15 protein-coding genes are annotated in these 16,824 nt (G+C 44.8%); 4 read left to right on the top strand and 11 right to left on the bottom strand.

Translation table 11 applies throughout. The features are described from left to right. Nucleotide 1: 1 nt before the first annotated feature. The 9 genes from bamA to rpsB all read right to left on the bottom strand — a co-directional run bounded on the left by bamA (nucleotide 2) and on the right by rpsB (nucleotide 10,019). Nucleotides 2-2,416, bottom strand: coding sequence for an outer membrane protein assembly factor BamA (bamA, locus tag R7E38_RS05565; RefSeq protein WP_005391802.1), 2,415 nt, complete (start codon nucleotides 2,414-2,416; stop codon nucleotides 2-4). A gap of 44 nt (nucleotides 2,417-2,460) precedes the next feature. Next, on the bottom strand, nucleotides 2,461-3,819 hold the full coding sequence (gene rseP, locus R7E38_RS05560) for a sigma E protease regulator RseP (RefSeq protein ID WP_005380334.1): 1,359 nt from the start codon (nucleotides 3,817-3,819) through the stop codon (nucleotides 2,461-2,463). Next, nucleotides 3,819-5,024, bottom strand: coding sequence for a 1-deoxy-D-xylulose-5-phosphate reductoisomerase (ispC, locus tag R7E38_RS05555; RefSeq protein ID WP_226083464.1), 1,206 nt, complete (start codon nucleotides 5,022-5,024; stop codon nucleotides 3,819-3,821). The genes rseP and ispC overlap by 1 nt, the downstream gene beginning before the upstream one ends. A gap of 50 nt (nucleotides 5,025-5,074) precedes the next feature. Continuing rightward, nucleotides 5,075-5,917 (bottom strand): phosphatidate cytidylyltransferase, encoded by an 843-nt coding sequence (locus R7E38_RS05550; RefSeq protein ID WP_031779042.1) that lies wholly within the window; start codon nucleotides 5,915-5,917, stop codon nucleotides 5,075-5,077. Nucleotides 5,918-5,929: 12 nt separating this feature from the next. Beyond that, nucleotides 5,930-6,685 carry an isoprenyl transferase gene (locus tag R7E38_RS05545; protein WP_005380331.1) on the bottom strand — a complete coding sequence of 252 codons (756 nt, stop codon included), beginning with the start codon at nucleotides 6,683-6,685 and terminating at the stop codon, nucleotides 5,930-5,932. A 96-nt stretch (nucleotides 6,686-6,781) separates the two neighbouring features. Next, nucleotides 6,782-7,339, bottom strand: a complete 558-nt coding sequence (frr, locus tag R7E38_RS05540; protein WP_005380330.1) for a ribosome recycling factor — start codon at nucleotides 7,337-7,339, stop codon at nucleotides 6,782-6,784. A gap of 100 nt (nucleotides 7,340-7,439) precedes the next feature. After that, complete coding sequence (gene pyrH, locus R7E38_RS05535; RefSeq protein WP_005380329.1) at nucleotides 7,440-8,165, bottom strand: UMP kinase; 726 nt, start codon at nucleotides 8,163-8,165, stop codon at nucleotides 7,440-7,442. 147 nt (nucleotides 8,166-8,312) lie between these two features. Then, nucleotides 8,313-9,158, bottom strand: a complete 846-nt coding sequence (tsf, locus tag R7E38_RS05530) for a translation elongation factor Ts (protein ID WP_005380328.1) — start codon at nucleotides 9,156-9,158, stop codon at nucleotides 8,313-8,315. A gap of 132 nt (nucleotides 9,159-9,290) precedes the next feature. After that, complete coding sequence (gene rpsB / locus R7E38_RS05525; RefSeq protein WP_005380327.1) at nucleotides 9,291-10,019, bottom strand: 30S ribosomal protein S2; 729 nt, start codon at nucleotides 10,017-10,019, stop codon at nucleotides 9,291-9,293. Nucleotides 10,020-10,403: 384 nt separating this feature from the next. Here rpsB and map point away from each other — a divergent pair, with 384 nt between their 5' ends. The 3 genes from map (at nucleotide 10,404) to R7E38_RS05510 (ending at nucleotide 14,541) form a co-directional block, all read left to right on the top strand. Beyond that, entirely contained in the window at nucleotides 10,404-11,282 is an 879-nt protein-coding gene (map, locus tag R7E38_RS05520; protein WP_005380326.1) for a type I methionyl aminopeptidase, read from the top strand. 108 nt (nucleotides 11,283-11,390) lie between these two features. After that, nucleotides 11,391-14,015 (top strand): bifunctional uridylyltransferase/uridylyl-removing protein GlnD, encoded by a 2,625-nt coding sequence (gene glnD, locus R7E38_RS05515; protein WP_017636037.1) that lies wholly within the window; start codon nucleotides 11,391-11,393, stop codon nucleotides 14,013-14,015. A gap of 142 nt (nucleotides 14,016-14,157) precedes the next feature. After that, on the top strand, nucleotides 14,158-14,541 hold the full coding sequence (locus R7E38_RS05510) for a DUF3461 family protein (RefSeq protein ID WP_005380322.1): 384 nt from the start codon (nucleotides 14,158-14,160) through the stop codon (nucleotides 14,539-14,541). A gap of 67 nt (nucleotides 14,542-14,608) precedes the next feature. Here R7E38_RS05510 and truC read toward each other — a convergent pair whose 3' ends face one another. After that, complete coding sequence (gene truC, locus R7E38_RS05505) at nucleotides 14,609-15,391, bottom strand: tRNA pseudouridine(65) synthase TruC (RefSeq protein WP_005391793.1); 783 nt, start codon at nucleotides 15,389-15,391, stop codon at nucleotides 14,609-14,611. 4 nt (nucleotides 15,392-15,395) lie between these two features. Beyond that, complete coding sequence (locus R7E38_RS05500; RefSeq protein WP_005391784.1) at nucleotides 15,396-15,710, bottom strand: YqcC family protein; 315 nt, start codon at nucleotides 15,708-15,710, stop codon at nucleotides 15,396-15,398. 76 nt (nucleotides 15,711-15,786) lie between these two features. Between R7E38_RS05500 and R7E38_RS05495 the strand changes: the two genes are divergently transcribed. Next, nucleotides 15,787-16,824, top strand: a complete 1,038-nt coding sequence (locus R7E38_RS05495) for a DUF3549 family protein (RefSeq protein ID WP_005391782.1) — start codon at nucleotides 15,787-15,789, stop codon at nucleotides 16,822-16,824.

Raw genomic sequence — 16,824 nt, 5'->3', positions numbered from 1 at the left:
TTTAGAAAGTTCTACCGATAGTGAATGTGAAGAACTCTTCATCATCGCCATCAAATTTCTTAATTGGTTTCGCTAGTGAGAAGACTAGTGGCCCCATTGGAGACATCCACTGCAACGCCGCACCGTAAGAAGAGCGGTAGTTGGTTGGATCTGAGTAATCGTAGTAGTAACGGTCACCATATTCCGCACCTGAATCGCGGTAGTCAAACTCCGTATCCCAAACACTTGCCATATCAAAGAAGATACTGGTACGAATTTGGTTTTGTACTTCTTCTGATGCAAATGGTGTTGGGACAATCAACTCAACACTTGCTAGCGCTACGGCGTTACCACCAACAGAGTCATCTGTTGCTGTATCTGCGCCATTGTTTGAACCAGATGTATCACGGTAAACCGCTTTAGGACCAACAGAGTTTGAGCCAAAGCCACGAAGCGATGTAAAGCCACCTGCGTAGTAGTTTTCGTAGAATGGGAACAAGTTATCGTTGCCATCCGTTTGACCGTAACCATTACCGTAACCTAAGCGGCCACGGAACAAGAGGGTAAACTCGTGCTTTTTAGTCAATGGCACATACTGACGAACATCGTACTGCATTTTGAAGTATTGAACGTCAGAGCCAGGTACGGTCATTTTATAGAATGCACGCTGATGGTTACCTGCCGTAGGGAAGTAGCCACGGTTTAAGTTATTACGTGTCCAAGAGATATTGAAGTCGAAATCGTTTGTGTTCAACGCTCCACTAGAATCAATGTTGTCTGCTTGTGCTCGTAAGAACTGCTCTACCTGTAAGTAAGGCGATAAGTTACCGATCTTGTTGTGCGTATAACCGACACCGAATTCAAAACGGTTCAACTCATCGAATGGGAAACCCCACGTTAAGCTCGCGCCATAGCTTTCGTTGGTATAGTCAACGATATTGGCTTCTTTCGCTTCAAATTCGTTATAGAAAACCTTACCACCTAAGCTTACACCGTCTAAGTTCCAGTACGGATCACGGTAATCTAGACTGATGTTTTTCTGGTAGTCATTCATCATCGCGTTGATACCAACACGGTTACCACTACCAATGAAGTTATCTTGTTGCAGGCCAACCTGGAAGCTCACACCCGATTCTGTGCCGTAGCCAACACCGAAGTTAACGCTACCAGAGTTCGCTTCTTTGACAGAGTAAACTAGGTCAACTTGATCATCACTACCAGGAACTCGAACCGTCTGTACTTCAACATTTTCAAAGTAGCCCAAACGATTTAGACGAGTTTTACCCGTTTCAATCGATTTCGAGTTCAACCAACTGCCTTCCATCTGACGCATTTCACGACGAAGGACTTCATCTTTGGTTGAGTTATTACCCGTGAAGCGAATGTCACGAACATAAATTCGGTTACCCGGATCTACGTTAACGACCAAAGAAACTTCTTGATTCTCGTCGTCAAACTCAGGAATGGTATTCACTTGAGGATAAGCATAACCGGACTCACCAAGCACACGCTTAATCCCTTCTTCCATTGAAGTAACCAACGAGCCGTTGTATGTCTCATTGTCTTCAAATGGCACAAGTCTTTCGAACGTCGCTTCCTCGCCAATCAAATCACCACGGAACTTCACGTCCTTAACGGTGTAGACCTCGCCCTCTTCTAGACCAAGAGTAATGTATACCCCTTTCTTGTCAGGAGAGATTGCAACTTGTGTCGAATCAACGTTAAATTTTAAGTAACCACGATCCAGGTAGAATGATTTGAGTGCTTCAATATCACCTGCAAGAACTTGCTTTTGATACTTTTCATCAGAAAGGAAATTCCACCACGGTACATCAACATTTAAGTTAAAGCGCGAAAGCAGTTCTTCATCACTGAACACTTCATTACCGATAAAGTTGATTTGCTGAATTTTTGCCGACACACCTTCAGTAAAGACAAACTTAAGATCAGAACGATTACGTGGTAGTGGAGTCACCACCGCTTTTACTGTTGCGTTGTATTTACCTACGCTGTAGTAAAAGTCTTCTAAGCCTTTTTCAATGTTGCTTAGCGTGGTGCGGTCAAGCGCTTCACCTTCACGAACGCCAGACGCGTTCAGGTTTTCTTGTAGCTGCTCGTCCTTGATTGCTTTGTTACCTGAAAAAGAGATGCTTGCAATGGTAGGACGTTCTTTGACTTGAACCATCAGAACACCACCGTCACGCAACACTTTCACATCTTCAAAGTTACCAGATGCATACAGGGCGCGGATAATTTCTGCAACATCGCCTTGGCCAATGGTATCACCGACACGTACAGGCATTTTCAACAATGCAGCACCCAGTGCTACACGCTGCAATCCATCGATTTCAATATCTTGAACTACGAAGTTCTCTGCTCCATTTGCAGATACACTGGTCGCCAGTAAACTTGCAAATAGAATTCGCTTAATCGCCATACTTGTTCTAATTATTCCTTGCTACTGCTTTTGTCTCTGAACTATCACAGACGAGTAAAATCATTAAATAGCGCTAACGCCATGAGCGAGAAGATGATCGCACCACCAATTCTAAAGCCCATTTCCTGCACTTTCTCAGGAACAGGACGTCGAATGACTGCTTCAATTGCAAAAAACAACAAATGACCGCCATCCAACATTGGTAAAGGAACGAGATTAATAATACCTAGGTTAACACTAATTAGAGCGAGAAAACCTAAAAAGTAGACCAAACCATAATCTGCTGTCGCGCCTGCGCCTTTGGCTATTGATATTGGTCCACTCAGATTATTCAGACCAACGTCTCCAACAATCAGCTTCTTAAGCATGCTGATTGTCAAACCAATGACTTGGCCAGTTTTGTCTACTGCTTTACCTATTGACTCGAATACACCAAACTGAAGATCGAAGCGATAACTTTCTGGCCATTCTGCGACTTTAGGTGCAATACCTGCAAAACCAACGACTTCTTTGTTAGCTAGCTCACGGCTACCGGGCGTCAGCGTCAATGTTTGCTCATAACCCTGACGCAACACCGTCAATTCAAGCGGTGTATCAGGATTAGAACGAACCGCTTCAACCACTTGCTTCCATTCGGTTACGCGTTGTTGACCAATTGCGACAACCTCATCACCTGGAAGCACACCGGCTTTTTCCGCCGCTCCACCTTGCGAGACCTGCTCGATAACTCGATACACCTCCGGTGTATACGGAGCAAAACCTAACGACTGCATCGCTGACTGAGTTTCTGGGTCGAACTTCCACTCACGTAAATCGAGCGTTTTCGTTACTTCTGAACCAACTTCATTCGCTGACGTTAGTGTTACCGTCATCAAATCATCGCCAATATGAGAAATCAATCCCATATTTACTGATTCCCAATCCGGAGTTTTGATACCAGATATCGATTTAAGTTCCATTCCAGATTCAATTCCAGCTTCCGCAACAATCGAATTGGGCGTAACTTCACCAATTACAGGCTTAACTGCTGGGATACCAATTAGAAATACCAGCCAATAGGCAAAAATTGCGAAAAGAAAATTAAAGATGGGGCCAGCCGCAACAATAGAGGTTCGTTTCCATAACGGCTTCTTATCAAACGCTAGGTGCTTCTCATGCTCTGGCACCTCATCGACACGGCTATCAACCATTTTCACATAGCCGCCGAGAGGGATCATTGAGATGCTGTACTCCGTTCCGTCTTTGCCTACTTTACTCCAAATAGACTTGCCGAAACCGATTGAAAACTTTTCAACTTTAACGCCGCAACGGCGAGCAACCCAAAAATGCCCAAATTCGTGCACGGCAACAAGAATGCCCAGTGCGACGATAAAAGAAATGAGATTCCACAATATACCAGTCATCAGCTACGCTCGCGTATGGTTTCTAGGGCAATAGTTCGTGCCATTCTATCTAGCTCGAGCAAGCTTTCCAAGCTATTCGCATTCTCAGCTTTGCAGCTTGCGTTGATTTTATTCAACACAGACTCATTGATGCGAGCAATATCGGTAAAACCTAGTCTGTTATTTAAAAATGCATCAACAGCGACTTCATTAGCTGCATTCAATGCTGTTGTTGCGTGTTGACCTTCATAACAGGCATCAATTGCGAGTTTTAAACATGGGTAACGAGCAAAATCAGGCTGCAAAAACGTCAGCTCACCAACTTTCGTGAAGTCTAGCGGCTTAACCCCAGCTTCCACTCTTGACGGGTATGACATGGTGAGCGCAATTGGCGTCGCCATATCCGCTTCTCCCATTTGTGCCAAGACCGAACCATCACGATACTGAACCATAGAATGAATTACCGATTGAGGATGAATAACCACCTTCAGTTGTTCGCGATCAGCATTAAATAGCCACTTAGCTTCGATATACTCAAGGCCTTTATTCATCATCGTGGCAGAGTCAACAGAAATTTTTGGCCCCATCGACCAGTTTGGATGAGCAATCGCCTGCGCGGGTGTCACCTGCTCCAGTTCTGCGATGTCAGTGTAACGGAAAGGACCACCAGATCCAGTCAACAAAATATGAGAAATGCCATGTTCTTGTAAATTGCAACGACCTAGACTGGTTTGTACTTGCTGTGGTAAACATTGGAAAATGGCGTTGTGTTCACTGTCGACGGGAAGTAGCTCTGCGCCAAATTCTTCAACGGCATCAATAAATAGCTGGCCTGACATTACAAGTGCTTCTTTATTTGCCAACAAGACTCGCTTACCTGCTTTCACGGCAGCCATGGTAGGCAATAAGCCAGCGGCTCCTACAATAGCAGCCATTACACTGTCGACCTCGTCCAGCGAAGCAATATGACATAGCGCATCAGTACCACCTAGCACTTCGGTACCTGGCGAAACCGAGTGTAGCTCAGCTTGAAGTTGAGACGCCGCAGCTTTATCTGCCATGACCGCATACTTAGGTTGCCACTGACGACATAAACCGATCATCTTTTCAACGTTAGTGCTTGCCGCTAAGGCAACGACAGAAAACAGATCTGGGTTTTGTTCGACCACTTTAAGCGTGCTTGCACCAATTGATCCAGTAGCACCAAGAATCGTTAACTTTTGCATGTTGTAAGACCGTTAGAAAGCTCAGGAGCGACGACGCCGCTCCTGATAAATTAGAATACGTAGTAAAGAAGAGCAAAAACTGGGAATGCTGCGGTTAGGCTGTCGATACGATCTAGCACACCACCGTGCCCTGGGATAATGTTACTGCTGTCTTTAATGCCTGAGACACGTTTGAACATACTTTCAACCAGATCACCAAGCACTGAAACAACGACAGTAACCAGCGTAATCAGCACCATATGGACAGGGCTAGTGAACTGGATATCGAACCAATCAGCAAATGCCCACGCTACGATTAATGCCGTGATAATGCCACCAATTAACCCTTCAATGGTTTTATTGGGGCTTACATGAGGAGCCATCTTACGTTTGCCTAAGCTTTTGCCTGCAAAGTAGGCGCCGCTATCTGCAGCCCATACCAAGAAACAAACGTACAACACAAGCTTTGCGCCGTGGTATGGATCTACAGTGATGTCATACGCTCTGAGAATAATCACACTCCAAAGGAATGGGATTAATGTCAGAAAACCAAATACATGACGTAAAACAAAATTACTTTGCCAAGATTTCGTCGTTTTGGGGTAAGTAATCGCCATTAAGCTAGCAATAATCCACCAAACAAAACCAATACCCAAGACGACATAATGAGGTGTCGTTAAGTGATTGAGGCTATATGCATCAGGCGAGATGTATAGAAAACTAAGTCCGGTAATAATGATTGCCGGCACAAGGGCAGCAATGCGAGAGTTGCTTCCTGTAAACTGAGTCCACTCCCAAAAACCTAATAGCGTTATTGCAGTTAAAGCGGCAATAAAGCCCATTAGCGGTAATTTAAAAATGCCTAAAATAACCAGGGGAGCTAAAATTAGTGCTGTTATTATTCTCTGTTTCAAACTAACTAGTCCTTATTGAGCTGCCATCAATGCCTTTATTTGTTCACCTGTACAGCCAAAACGACGTTCTCGGTTGATAAACCAAGTCACAGCTTCTACCAAACTGTCTTCATCGAATTCTGGCCAGTACTCTGGTGTAAAGTACATTTCTGCATAAGCCATTTGCCACAACATAAAGTTGCTGATGCGGCACTCTCCACTGGTGCGAATTAAAAGATCCACTTCCGGTAGGTCTGCCATGGTCAAATGCTCAGTGATTAGCTGCTCATTGATATCCTCTACACGAATTTCACCGTTACGTGCTTTTAGCGCTAACGTTTTAGCAGCTTCTGTGATGTCCCATTTACCGCCATAGTTGGCTGCAATGTTGATCACCATACCCGTGTTATCTGCCGTTAGGTTTTCTGCTTCTACAATTTTCTTTTGTAGACGCTCACTAAATCGACTGGTATCACCGATCACGCGCAACCGTAAGTTATTTTTGTGTAGTTTTTTTACTTCACTAGACAGGACCGTGATAAACAGTTCCATCAAAAGACCCACTTCTTCCTCCGGACGACGCCAGTTTTCACTACTAAAAGCAAACAGCGTCATGGCTCTAATGCCTAGTTTTGAAGCAGCAGCCACGGTCTTACGAACGGCACTAACGCCTTTTTTATGACCAAATACGCGAGGTTTTCCTTTGGACTTAGCCCAACGGCCATTACCGTCCATAATGATGGCAATATGCTTAGGAAGGGAATCAGAGAAGGCTTGAGAATTTTGCATAGGGAGTTAATTGAGTTCCATCAGTTGGATAGACTAACATAAAAAAACGCTGAGCTGTGAGCACAGCGTTTTCCAACAGTGATGTGTGTGGGAGTATTAAACTTCCATCAACTCTTTTTCTTTTGCAGCAAGAACTTCATCGATCTTCTTAACTGCAACGTCAGTTAGCTTTTGAATTTCGTCTTGTGCTTTACGGTCTTCATCTTCAGAGATTTCTTTATCTTTTAGAAGCGCTTTAAGATCGTTGTTTGCGTCACGACGGATGTTACGAACAGCAACACGACCACCTTCAGCTTCACCACGGACGATCTTAACTAGGTCTTTACGACGTTCTTCCGTTAGCGGTGGAAGTGGAACGCGGATGATAGTGCCAGCTGACATAGGGTTTAGACCAAGGTCAGACGTCATGATCGCTTTTTCTACTTTCGGCGTCAGCTCTTTATCAAAAACCGTGATTGCAAGTGTACGTGCATCTTCAGCAATAACGTTTGCTACTTGGTTTAGAGGTGTTGCTGCACCGTAGTATTCTACAGAAATACCAGATAGTAGGCTTGGGTGTGCACGACCTGTACGAATTTTAGAAAGGTTGTTCTTAAGCGCTTCAACGCTTTTATCCATGCGCTCTTGCGCGTCTTTTTTGATTTCGTTAATCACAGTTTCACCTTAAAAATGTCATCTTTCCTGAAGAAAGCCTAAAACGGTTGAGCAAAGCAAGCACCACCCTAACGCTTTGGAGTGGCACCTTAAGCCAAGCTTATTCGTTGATGAGCGTGCCTTCTGCTTCGCCCATAACCACGCGACGTAGTGCGCCTGGCTTGTTCATATTAAATACGCGGATTGGCATTTTGTGGTCACGAGCTAGCGTAAACGCCGCCAAGTCCATAACTTTCAGCTCTTTATCCAGAACTTCCGCATAAGATAGCTTATCATACAGCTCTGCGTCTGGGTTTGCTACAGGGTCAGCAGTAAATACACCATCAACTTTCGTCGCTTTTAGTACGACATCCGCTTCAATTTCGATACCACGTAAACAAGCAGCAGAATCCGTTGTAAAGAACGGGTTACCAGTACCAGCAGAGAAGATGACAACTCGGCCTTGGCGAAGCTCACGGATCGCATCAGCCCAATTATAGTCGTCACATACGCCTTTTAGAGGGATTGCAGACATAACGCGCGCATTTACGTATGCACGGTGAAGAGCATCACGCATCGCTAGGCCATTCATTACTGTAGCAAGCATACCCATGTGGTCACCAACTACGCGGTTCATACCAGCTTCAGCTAGGCCTGCACCACGGAACAAGTTACCGCCACCGATAACTACACCAACCTGAACACCCAGTTCAACCAGTTCTTTAACTTCTTGTGCCATACGATCAAGGACCGCAGGATCAATACCAAAACCGTCTTCACCTTGAAGAGCTTCACCACTCAGTTTTAATAGAATACGTTGATACGCTGGTTTAGGGTTCGTAGTCATGGAGTTTACCTTCCAAAGAGAGTTGTTGATTAACAGTCATGAATAGACACAACTTCAGTTATGGCTATTCATCACGGCTAATCGTTCACTGCTCATAAAAAGACCGCAGCCTTGGCTACGGTCTAATCTTTATACAGTCTCTAAGGATTAACCTTTTTGAGCTGCTGCAACTTCTTCAGCGAAGCTCATTTCTTCTTTCTTCTCGATACCTTCACCTACTTCTAGGCGAACGAACGTAGAAACTGAAGCGCCTTTTTCTTTCAGCATTTCGCCTACAGTTTTCTTAGGCTCCATGATGAAAGCTTGACCTGTTAGAGAGATCTCGCCAGTGAATTTCTTCATGCGGCCAACAACCATCTTCTCAGCGATTTCAGCAGGCTTGCCTTCGTTCATTGCGATTTCAACTTGAACCGCTTTCTCTTTTTCTACTACGTCAGCTGGTACGTCTTCTGGGTTAACGAACTCAGGCTTAGAAGCAGCAACGTGCATTGCAACGTGCTTAAGAGTTTCTGCGTCGCCTTCACCAGCAACAACAACACCGATTTTCTCACCGTGACGGTAAGAAGCGATTGCAGTGCCTTGAACGTATTCTACGCGACGGATAGTGATGTTTTCACCGATTTTAGCTACTAGAGCTACACGTGCGTCTTCGAATTGTGCTTGTAGTTCTTCAACAGAAGCTTTTGAAGCTAGAGCTGCAGCTGCAACTTCTTCTGCGAATGCAGTGAAGTTACCGTCTTTAGCAACGAAGTCAGTTTGGCAGTTAACTTCAAGAAGAACAGCAACGCCGTTTTCTTCTTTGATGATGATTGCGCCTTCAGCTGCAACGTTACCAGCTTTCTTAGCTGCTTTCGCTGCGCCAGATTTACGCATGTTTTCAATTGCTAGTTCGATGTCAGCGTTTGCTTCTACAAGCGCTTTCTTACATTCCATCATGCCAGCGCCAGTACGCTCGCGAAGTTCTTTAACTAGAGCAGCAGTTACAGTTGCCATTCTGTCTTCCTCGTTTGATTCGAAATAAGGTAAAAAACAGGGGCCTAACATTGTCGGCCCCCATTGCTAACTATAACTTAGTTTATGCTACACAAAGGTTTCACATAGACCAAGTGTGACACAGAGCCGCTATTATTCAGCTTCTACGAAACCGTCTTTTTCAGCAACTGCAGCTACGTCTTTGTTACGACCTTCAGATACTGCTGAAGCAGCAGCGTTCAGGTATAGCTGTACAGCGCGGATCGCGTCGTCGTTACCTGGGATTACGTAGTCAACGCCGTCTGGGTTAGAGTTAGTATCTACCACAGCGTATACTGGAATACCTAGGTTGTTAGCTTCTTTAATTGCAATGTGTTCGTGATCAGCGTCGATTACGAATAGAGCGTCTGGTAGGCCGCCCATGTCTTTGATACCACCAAGAGATTTCTCTAGCTTCTCCATTTCGCGAGTACGCATTAGAGCTTCTTTCTTAGTTAGTTTGTCAAAAGTACCGTCTTGAGATTGAGTCTCTAGTTCTTTTAGACGCTTGATAGACTGACGAACTGTTTTGTAGTTTGTAAGCATACCGCCTAACCAGCGGTTGTTTACGTAAAACTGGTTGCTTGCGATTGCAGCTTCTTTAACAGCTTCAGATGCAGCGCGCTTAGTACCTACGAATAGAACCTTACCTTTCTTCTCGCCAACTTTAGCTAGTTCAGCTAGAGCGTCGTTGAACATTGGTACAGTTTTTTCTAGGTTGATGATATGAACTTTGTTACGAGCGCCAAAGATGAATGGCTTCATTTTTGGGTTCCAGTAACGAGTCTGGTGACCGAAGTGAACACCAGCTTTTAGCATATCGCGCATTGATACAGTTGCCATTTTAAAATCCTCTATGGGGTTAGGCCTCCACATTCCCCATAACTCCGACCAAGCTTCTGCTCAGCACCCCGGAATATGTGACGGAATGTGTGTGATTTAAAGATAAAAGGTTATTCGGATGAAGCTTGCTTCGCCGCTTAACTTTGCTAAACGAAGAGAACAGTCCTCTATTCCGGCGCGCTTTATACCATATTTTAGCTCACTGTGGCTAGTAAAAATTATTTCTTCACCGAGCCACTTTCTCCTATTTATAAGCAAAACTTTAAACATATGATCGAATTAAGAATGATGCATATTCCTATCTAACTTGGGTTAACGCCCCGATGTCTGATAGAATGCGGCCATTCGCACGTTTACGTGCTTAGGAATAAGTAGAGAAAGCCAATGTCAATCAAGATTAAAACTGCTGAAGAAATAGAACGCATGCGCATTGCGGGCAAGCTAGCCGCAGAGATTCTAGAAATGATCGAACCACACATCAAAGTTGGTGTGACGACAGAAGAGTTAAACAAAATCTGTCATGAGTACGCTCTAGAAAAAGGCGCATACTCTGCTCCGCTTGATTACCATGGTTTCCCTAAGTCGATCTGTACTTCAATCAACCATATCGTATGCCATGGTATTCCAGCGGAGAAAGACGAAATCGGTAGCAACGGCCAAATGAAGCCGGCGGTACTAAAAGATGGCGACATCTTAAACGTTGATATTACCGTAATCGTTCCAAATGATGAGAATGCCGATCTGAGCGTGCGTCCTCAGGGTTACCATGGTGACACTTCTAAGATGTTCCTAGTCGGTGATGTTTCGCCTGCAAACAAACGTCTGTGCATGGTAGCTCAAGAAGCACTGTACGTTGGTATGCGTACCGTTAAGCCAGGTTCAACGGTTGGTGACATCGGTACAGCTATCGAGAAGTACATCAAAGAGAATAACAAGAACAATCCTCGCAACAAGTTTTCTATTGTGAAAGACTTCTGTGGCCACGGTATCGGCGATGAGTTCCATGAAGAACCACAAGTGGTTCATTACAAGAACAAAGACCGCCGCGTATTAAAAGAAGGCATGTGCTTTACTATTGAGCCGATGATTAACGCAGGTAAATTTGGTTGCTCTGTTGATGCACAAGATGACTGGACTGTTTACACGGGCGACGGCAAGAACTCTGCGCAATGGGAACATACCATTGTTGTAACAAAAGAAGGTTGTGAAGTACTGACGCTTCGTAGCGACGATACGATTCCTCGCCTAATGAAAAACGCGTAAAGCTGACGACCACTCGTTGTTTACTATATCCCTGCTTCGGCGGGGATATTTTTTATCTGCCGCAAATTTGTTAGATTGTTATTAGATTAGCTTGCACGGATGGCAAATATGACACTTCAGTCCCCTCTTACCTTTTCCGATGAACAAATCAATATCGGTGAACTCAAACAAGAATTAGAGAAGTTTAGCTCTAATCAAAACCAAGAGTTTCTCAATCATCATCCGGTAACAAGCTTGGTTTTAGCCAGAGCTGAATATATGGATCTGCTTCTCAATCGTTTGTGGCAACATTTTGGTTTCAAGGATATTTACAACATTTCCCTAGTTGCCGTTGGTGGCTACGGACGAGGCGAGCTGCATCCGCTCTCCGATATCGATATTTTGATTCTGTCGAACAATAAACTGCCAACCGCGTTAGAAGCAAAAATCAGCGAATTCATTACGCTGTTGTGGGATTTAAAACTCGAGGTCGGACACGCTGTTCGCACCGTTACTGAATGTGCTGAAATTGGTAAAGCCGATCTAACGGTCGCGACAAACCTGCAAGAAGCGCGACTGCTGTGTGGAAGCGAGGACACCTTTCAGGCACTGAAGAAAGTCGTGTTATCAGACTCCTTCTGGCCAAGTGAGACGTTTTACCGCGCTAAAATTCAAGAGCAGCGCGAACGCCATGCGCGTTATCACGACACGACCTACAACTTGGAACCGGACATTAAATCAACCCCTGGCGGGCTACGCGATATTCATACATTAAGCTGGGTCGCTCGACGTCACTTTGGTGCGACTTCATTGTTGGAAATGAGCCGATACGGATTTTTAACTGACGCAGAATACCGAGAATTGGTTGAATGTCAGGACTTCCTTTGGCGAGTACGTTTCGCTCTGCACATGGAGCTTCGCCGCTATGACAACCGCTTAACCTTTGCTCATCAAGCACAAGTTGCGGAAAATCTAGGCTACGTCGGAGAAGGCAACCGAGGCGTAGAAATGATGATGAAAGAGTTCTACCGCACGCTTCGTCGTGTGGCAGAGCTCAATAAAATGCTACTCAAACTCTTTGACCAAGCGATCATTAATGGTGGGGCGACAGAAAGTGCCGAGATTCTCGATACGGACTTTCAACGTCGCGGTTCTTTAATTGAAGCGCGGAAACCCGCATTGTTCCAAGCTCGCCCAGAAACTATTCTGGATATGTTCTTACATATTGCTAACGACTCAACTATTGAAGGGGTGAGCCCACCAACGCTGCGTCAACTTCGCACCGCTCGCCGTCGGCTCAACAAGTTTTTGCACACCATTCCTGCTGCGCGTGAAAAGTTCATGGCGTTATGTCGTCACCCTAATGCTCTGCACAAAGCATTCAGTCTCATGCACCGATTAGGGGTTATGGCGGCCTATTTACCGCAATGGAGTCAGATTGTTGGTCAAATGCAGTTTGACTTATTCCATGCCTACACCGTTGATGAACACAGTATTCGCTTACTTAAACACATCAACACTTTTAGTGACCCAGAAAATCATGCGAAGCACCCTATTTGCTGTGACGTCTACCCTCGGATGCAAAAGAAAGAGCTGCTGATTATTGCCGCTATTTTCCACGATATCGGGAAAGGTCGTGGCGGCGATCACTCGATTATCGGTGAAGGAGAAGCGTACGACTTCTGCATTGAGCATGGCTTATCGAAGCCCGAGGCCAAACTTGTCGCTTGGTTGGTAAGACATCATCTATTAATGTCTGTCACCGCACAGCGCCGAGACATTTATGATCCCGATGTCATTACCGAATTCGCCAAAAAAGTCAGAGACGAAGAATCTCTCGATTATCTTGTATGCCTGACAGTTGCAGATATTTGTGCAACGAACCCAGAACTTTGGAATGCTTGGAAACGAACTTTACTTGCGGAGCTGTATTACTCCACACAACGTGCTTTACGTAGAGGCCTAGAGAACCCTGTCGATGTGCGTGAGCGAATTCGCCACAATCAACAAATGGCCTCCGCAATGCTGCGCAAAGAGGGGTTTGCCGCGCGCGAAATTGAAGTATTGTGGCAACGCTTCAAAGCTGACTACTTCCTTCGTCATACCCATACGCAAATCGCGTGGCACTGCGAACACTTACTTCGCATGGAAGATCCGACTAAGCCTTTGGTGTTGATCAGTAAAAAAGCCACTCGTGGCGGCACTGAGGTGTTTGTATATACGAAAGACCAGCCTGCTTTATTTGCGACAGTCGTGGCGGAGTTAGATAGGCGTAATTTTAATGTACACGACGCGCAAATCATGACCAGCAAAGATGGGCACGTGATTGATACCTTTATGGTACTCGATCAACATGGCGAAGCGATCGATGAGTCTCGTCACGCCGCGGTGATTAAACACCTCACTCATGTACTGGAGGCAGGCCGACCAACCAAGATTAAAACGCGCCGTACTCCGAACAAACTTCAGCACTTTAACGTGAAAACCAAAGTCGACTTCTTACCAACCAAAGGTAAAAAACACACTTTAATGGAGTTTGTCGCGCTAGACACACCAGGGCTGTTGGCCAAAGTAGGCCGTACGTTTGCTGATTTAAATATCAACCTTCATGGTGCAAAAATCACCACCATTGGTGAGCGAGCAGAAGACTTGTTTATTTTAACCAGTGATGCAGGGGGAAGATTAAGTGAAGAACAACAGGATGAGCTAAGAGAGAGATTGATCGAAAAGTTATCTGATGAGGTCGCAGCTTAGATCAAACCTGCCAATCTTTTCGGTTCAGGGCGAGAGCGATCTTGCCCACAAGTTAAGCATTTTGGCTAAATATCAGCTATCTAGCTCATACATAGGCTGCTACAGTTATATCAATATCAATTCGATGTAATAGAGGTAGCCTATGTATCCCCACCTCACTGGTTTGGGTATTCACGACCCTAAGCAGATTGAACGTTATTCCCTACGCCAAGAAGCACACAAAGACGTACTCAAGATCTATTTCCACAAGCAAAAAGGCGAACTGTTCGCTAAAAGCGTTAAATTCAAATACCCGCGCCAAATCAAAAATGTTCTTGTGGACAGTGGCAGTCACAAATATAAAGAAGTAACGGAAATCAACCGTAACCTCACATTAGTCATTGATGAACTGAATAAAATCACTAAGCCAACGAAACAACCTGAGGTTGATGTAAAAGAGAAAATTCTTTCAGACCTTCGTCATTTAGAAAAAGTCGTTTCGAGCAAGATCGCAGAGATCGAAGCGGATCTTGAAAAACTAAAGTAAAACGTTAAGTCTTAAATATTAAAAAGGGTTAGCATTGATGCTAACCCTTTTTATTTGTACTCAATCATTATCTAGATCTAACTGCGCCGATTATCGGTTCATCCCACTCAAATCGAGTAAACAATTGCTGCCAAGTTTCATCAAGATTGGCCGTCATGACAATCTCTTGATCGGTAAATGGATGGACAAACCGTAACTCTGAAGCATGCAGTAGCAAACGATGAGAATCAAACTCTGTGCGATACAGCTTGTTGTGCTTTCCATCCCCGTGCGTTGTATCACCCACGATCGGATGGCGTAGATGTGCCATATGACGACGAAGTTGGTGCTTACGCCCCGTTTTAGGTTTCATCTCAACTAAGCAATAACGCGTTGTAGGAAATTTACCCGTCGAATAGGGAACCTCCACTTTAGCCAACGGCTTATATTCCGTCACCGCTTCTTGCGCTTCTTTTTCTTGTGAAGCGAACTTATCAGCAATCTTGTCTAACTCCACTTTGAGTGCGTAATCCAAGACGCCCTCTTCCTCAATCCAACCGCGTACTATTGCGTGGTATGTCTTTTCCATTTTATGTTCAGCAAACATCGGCATGACTTGTGATGCGACTTCACTCGACAACGCAAACACAAGCACACCAGATGTTGGACGATCCAGACGATGCAATGGGAACACATGCTGACCAATTTGGTCGCGCAAAGTTTGCATGACAAATTGAGTTTCGTGTTTATCTAACCAACTGCGATGCACTAACATGCCGGCAGGCTTGTTGACCGCTACAAAATATTCATCCTGATAAACGATCTCCAGCTCAACTGGTTCTGAAGATCGCGCTATTTTTTGTTCTAGCATTAGTTTACTTACACAGTTCGTCAATGGTTCGGATTGTAACAAGCAGCTCTGCGAACTGCGGTTCCTGCTTCCACGCTTCTGAAAAATAGGGCTCGAGAGAAAACCCTCTTGGCAATGGTTGGTTGTTTTCCACTAGCACGTGCATTCTGTCTATAAAGATCCACTGCAACCACTCATGAGGATGCAATGTATCAATCGCAAATGGCTCCACGCTTTGTAAGGCTTGCTCTGAAGGCCTAGTGTGTTGCCACAACTTATGTTCTTTAAGCTGCGTTTCAAGTTGGTGAAGTAAGTCGACCAATTGAGTATTTGTTACCATTAATTCTATCTCGAACCTTGAATTAGCCGAGAATGATACCATTTCTTGTGAAAAGAACGTTAGGACGTCGTATTTAATGGAAAACATTCAAACCCTCACTCAACTGTTGAACAACAGCCGCTGTGATTATCAAATCTTCGATCTTGGTCGTCGTATCAAAACCATCGCTAAGAAAGAGTTTGCCGATGTAGAAAAAGGTCAAGCACCGTACCCATTCCCAATGCAGCGTAAAGCACACCTTGCCATCGCTTATTGGAATGAACAAAAGCAACCTTGGATTTGGTTTCTAAAGTTTGAATTGGACGAGCGCGGTTTGTTAAAGCAAGCGGATATCGGCAATTTCATTAAATACGTAGTGGAAGCCATGGGAACACGCCTCAATGGTGATATCTCTGAAGAGCAACAGCAAAAGCTGTCTAATAACCCATATACGTTCAAACCTTCCGAAGACAAAATGGCCGTGTTTCATAGCCAGGTCCGCGCGAACCTCGATCTTCCTACCAGCCAATATTATGAGCACACTCAGCATTACTTTTCAGGTGGTTTAGGCTGGGATAATTGGCAAACCGTAGGTCTGCAAGGGATCACCGACATGGCCGCTCGTTTGGACAAAGAGCAAAACGGGGTAATGATACGCAAAGCGTTGAACCACCTACCAAATGAGCCACTTTATGCCCTATTAGGTGCGCTTGAGCATGTAGAGCTTCAAGAGCGTTTAGCAGAACGTATTGCGGAAAAGGCACAGCAAGAAATCGCAAGTAGCGAACCTGATCTCTTCCTACTTTCAGCACTTATCCGAGCCCTTGCTGGTGCACCAACAGAAGTCGCCTCTCCAGTATTAGATGCGATATTGCATAGCCCTCGTTTAAGCCATCAGGAGGTATTGATTGGTGTGGCGGGTCGCGCTTGGCACTTACTCGCCAATGAAAAGGTAGCAGAACAGTTTTTGCTGCGTTTAGCTCAAACCGGTAATCAAGCCCTATTTAATCAGTTATTTGCCGATTTAGTGATGCTGCCAGAGTTAAGAATGGTGTTATTGCCTTTGCTGCATTCAAACCCATCAGAGGAACTAGCAAATGCGCTAGTAAGCTTACAACAAGCAACAAAAAGCTAA

Source organism: Vibrio sp. Vb2131, assembly GCF_033338535.1.
Classification (GTDB): Bacteria; Pseudomonadota; Gammaproteobacteria; order Enterobacterales; family Vibrionaceae; genus Vibrio; species Vibrio alginolyticus.
The sequence above is the reverse complement of the archived record's forward strand: the minus strand, read 5'-3'. Positions and strand labels throughout refer to the sequence as shown.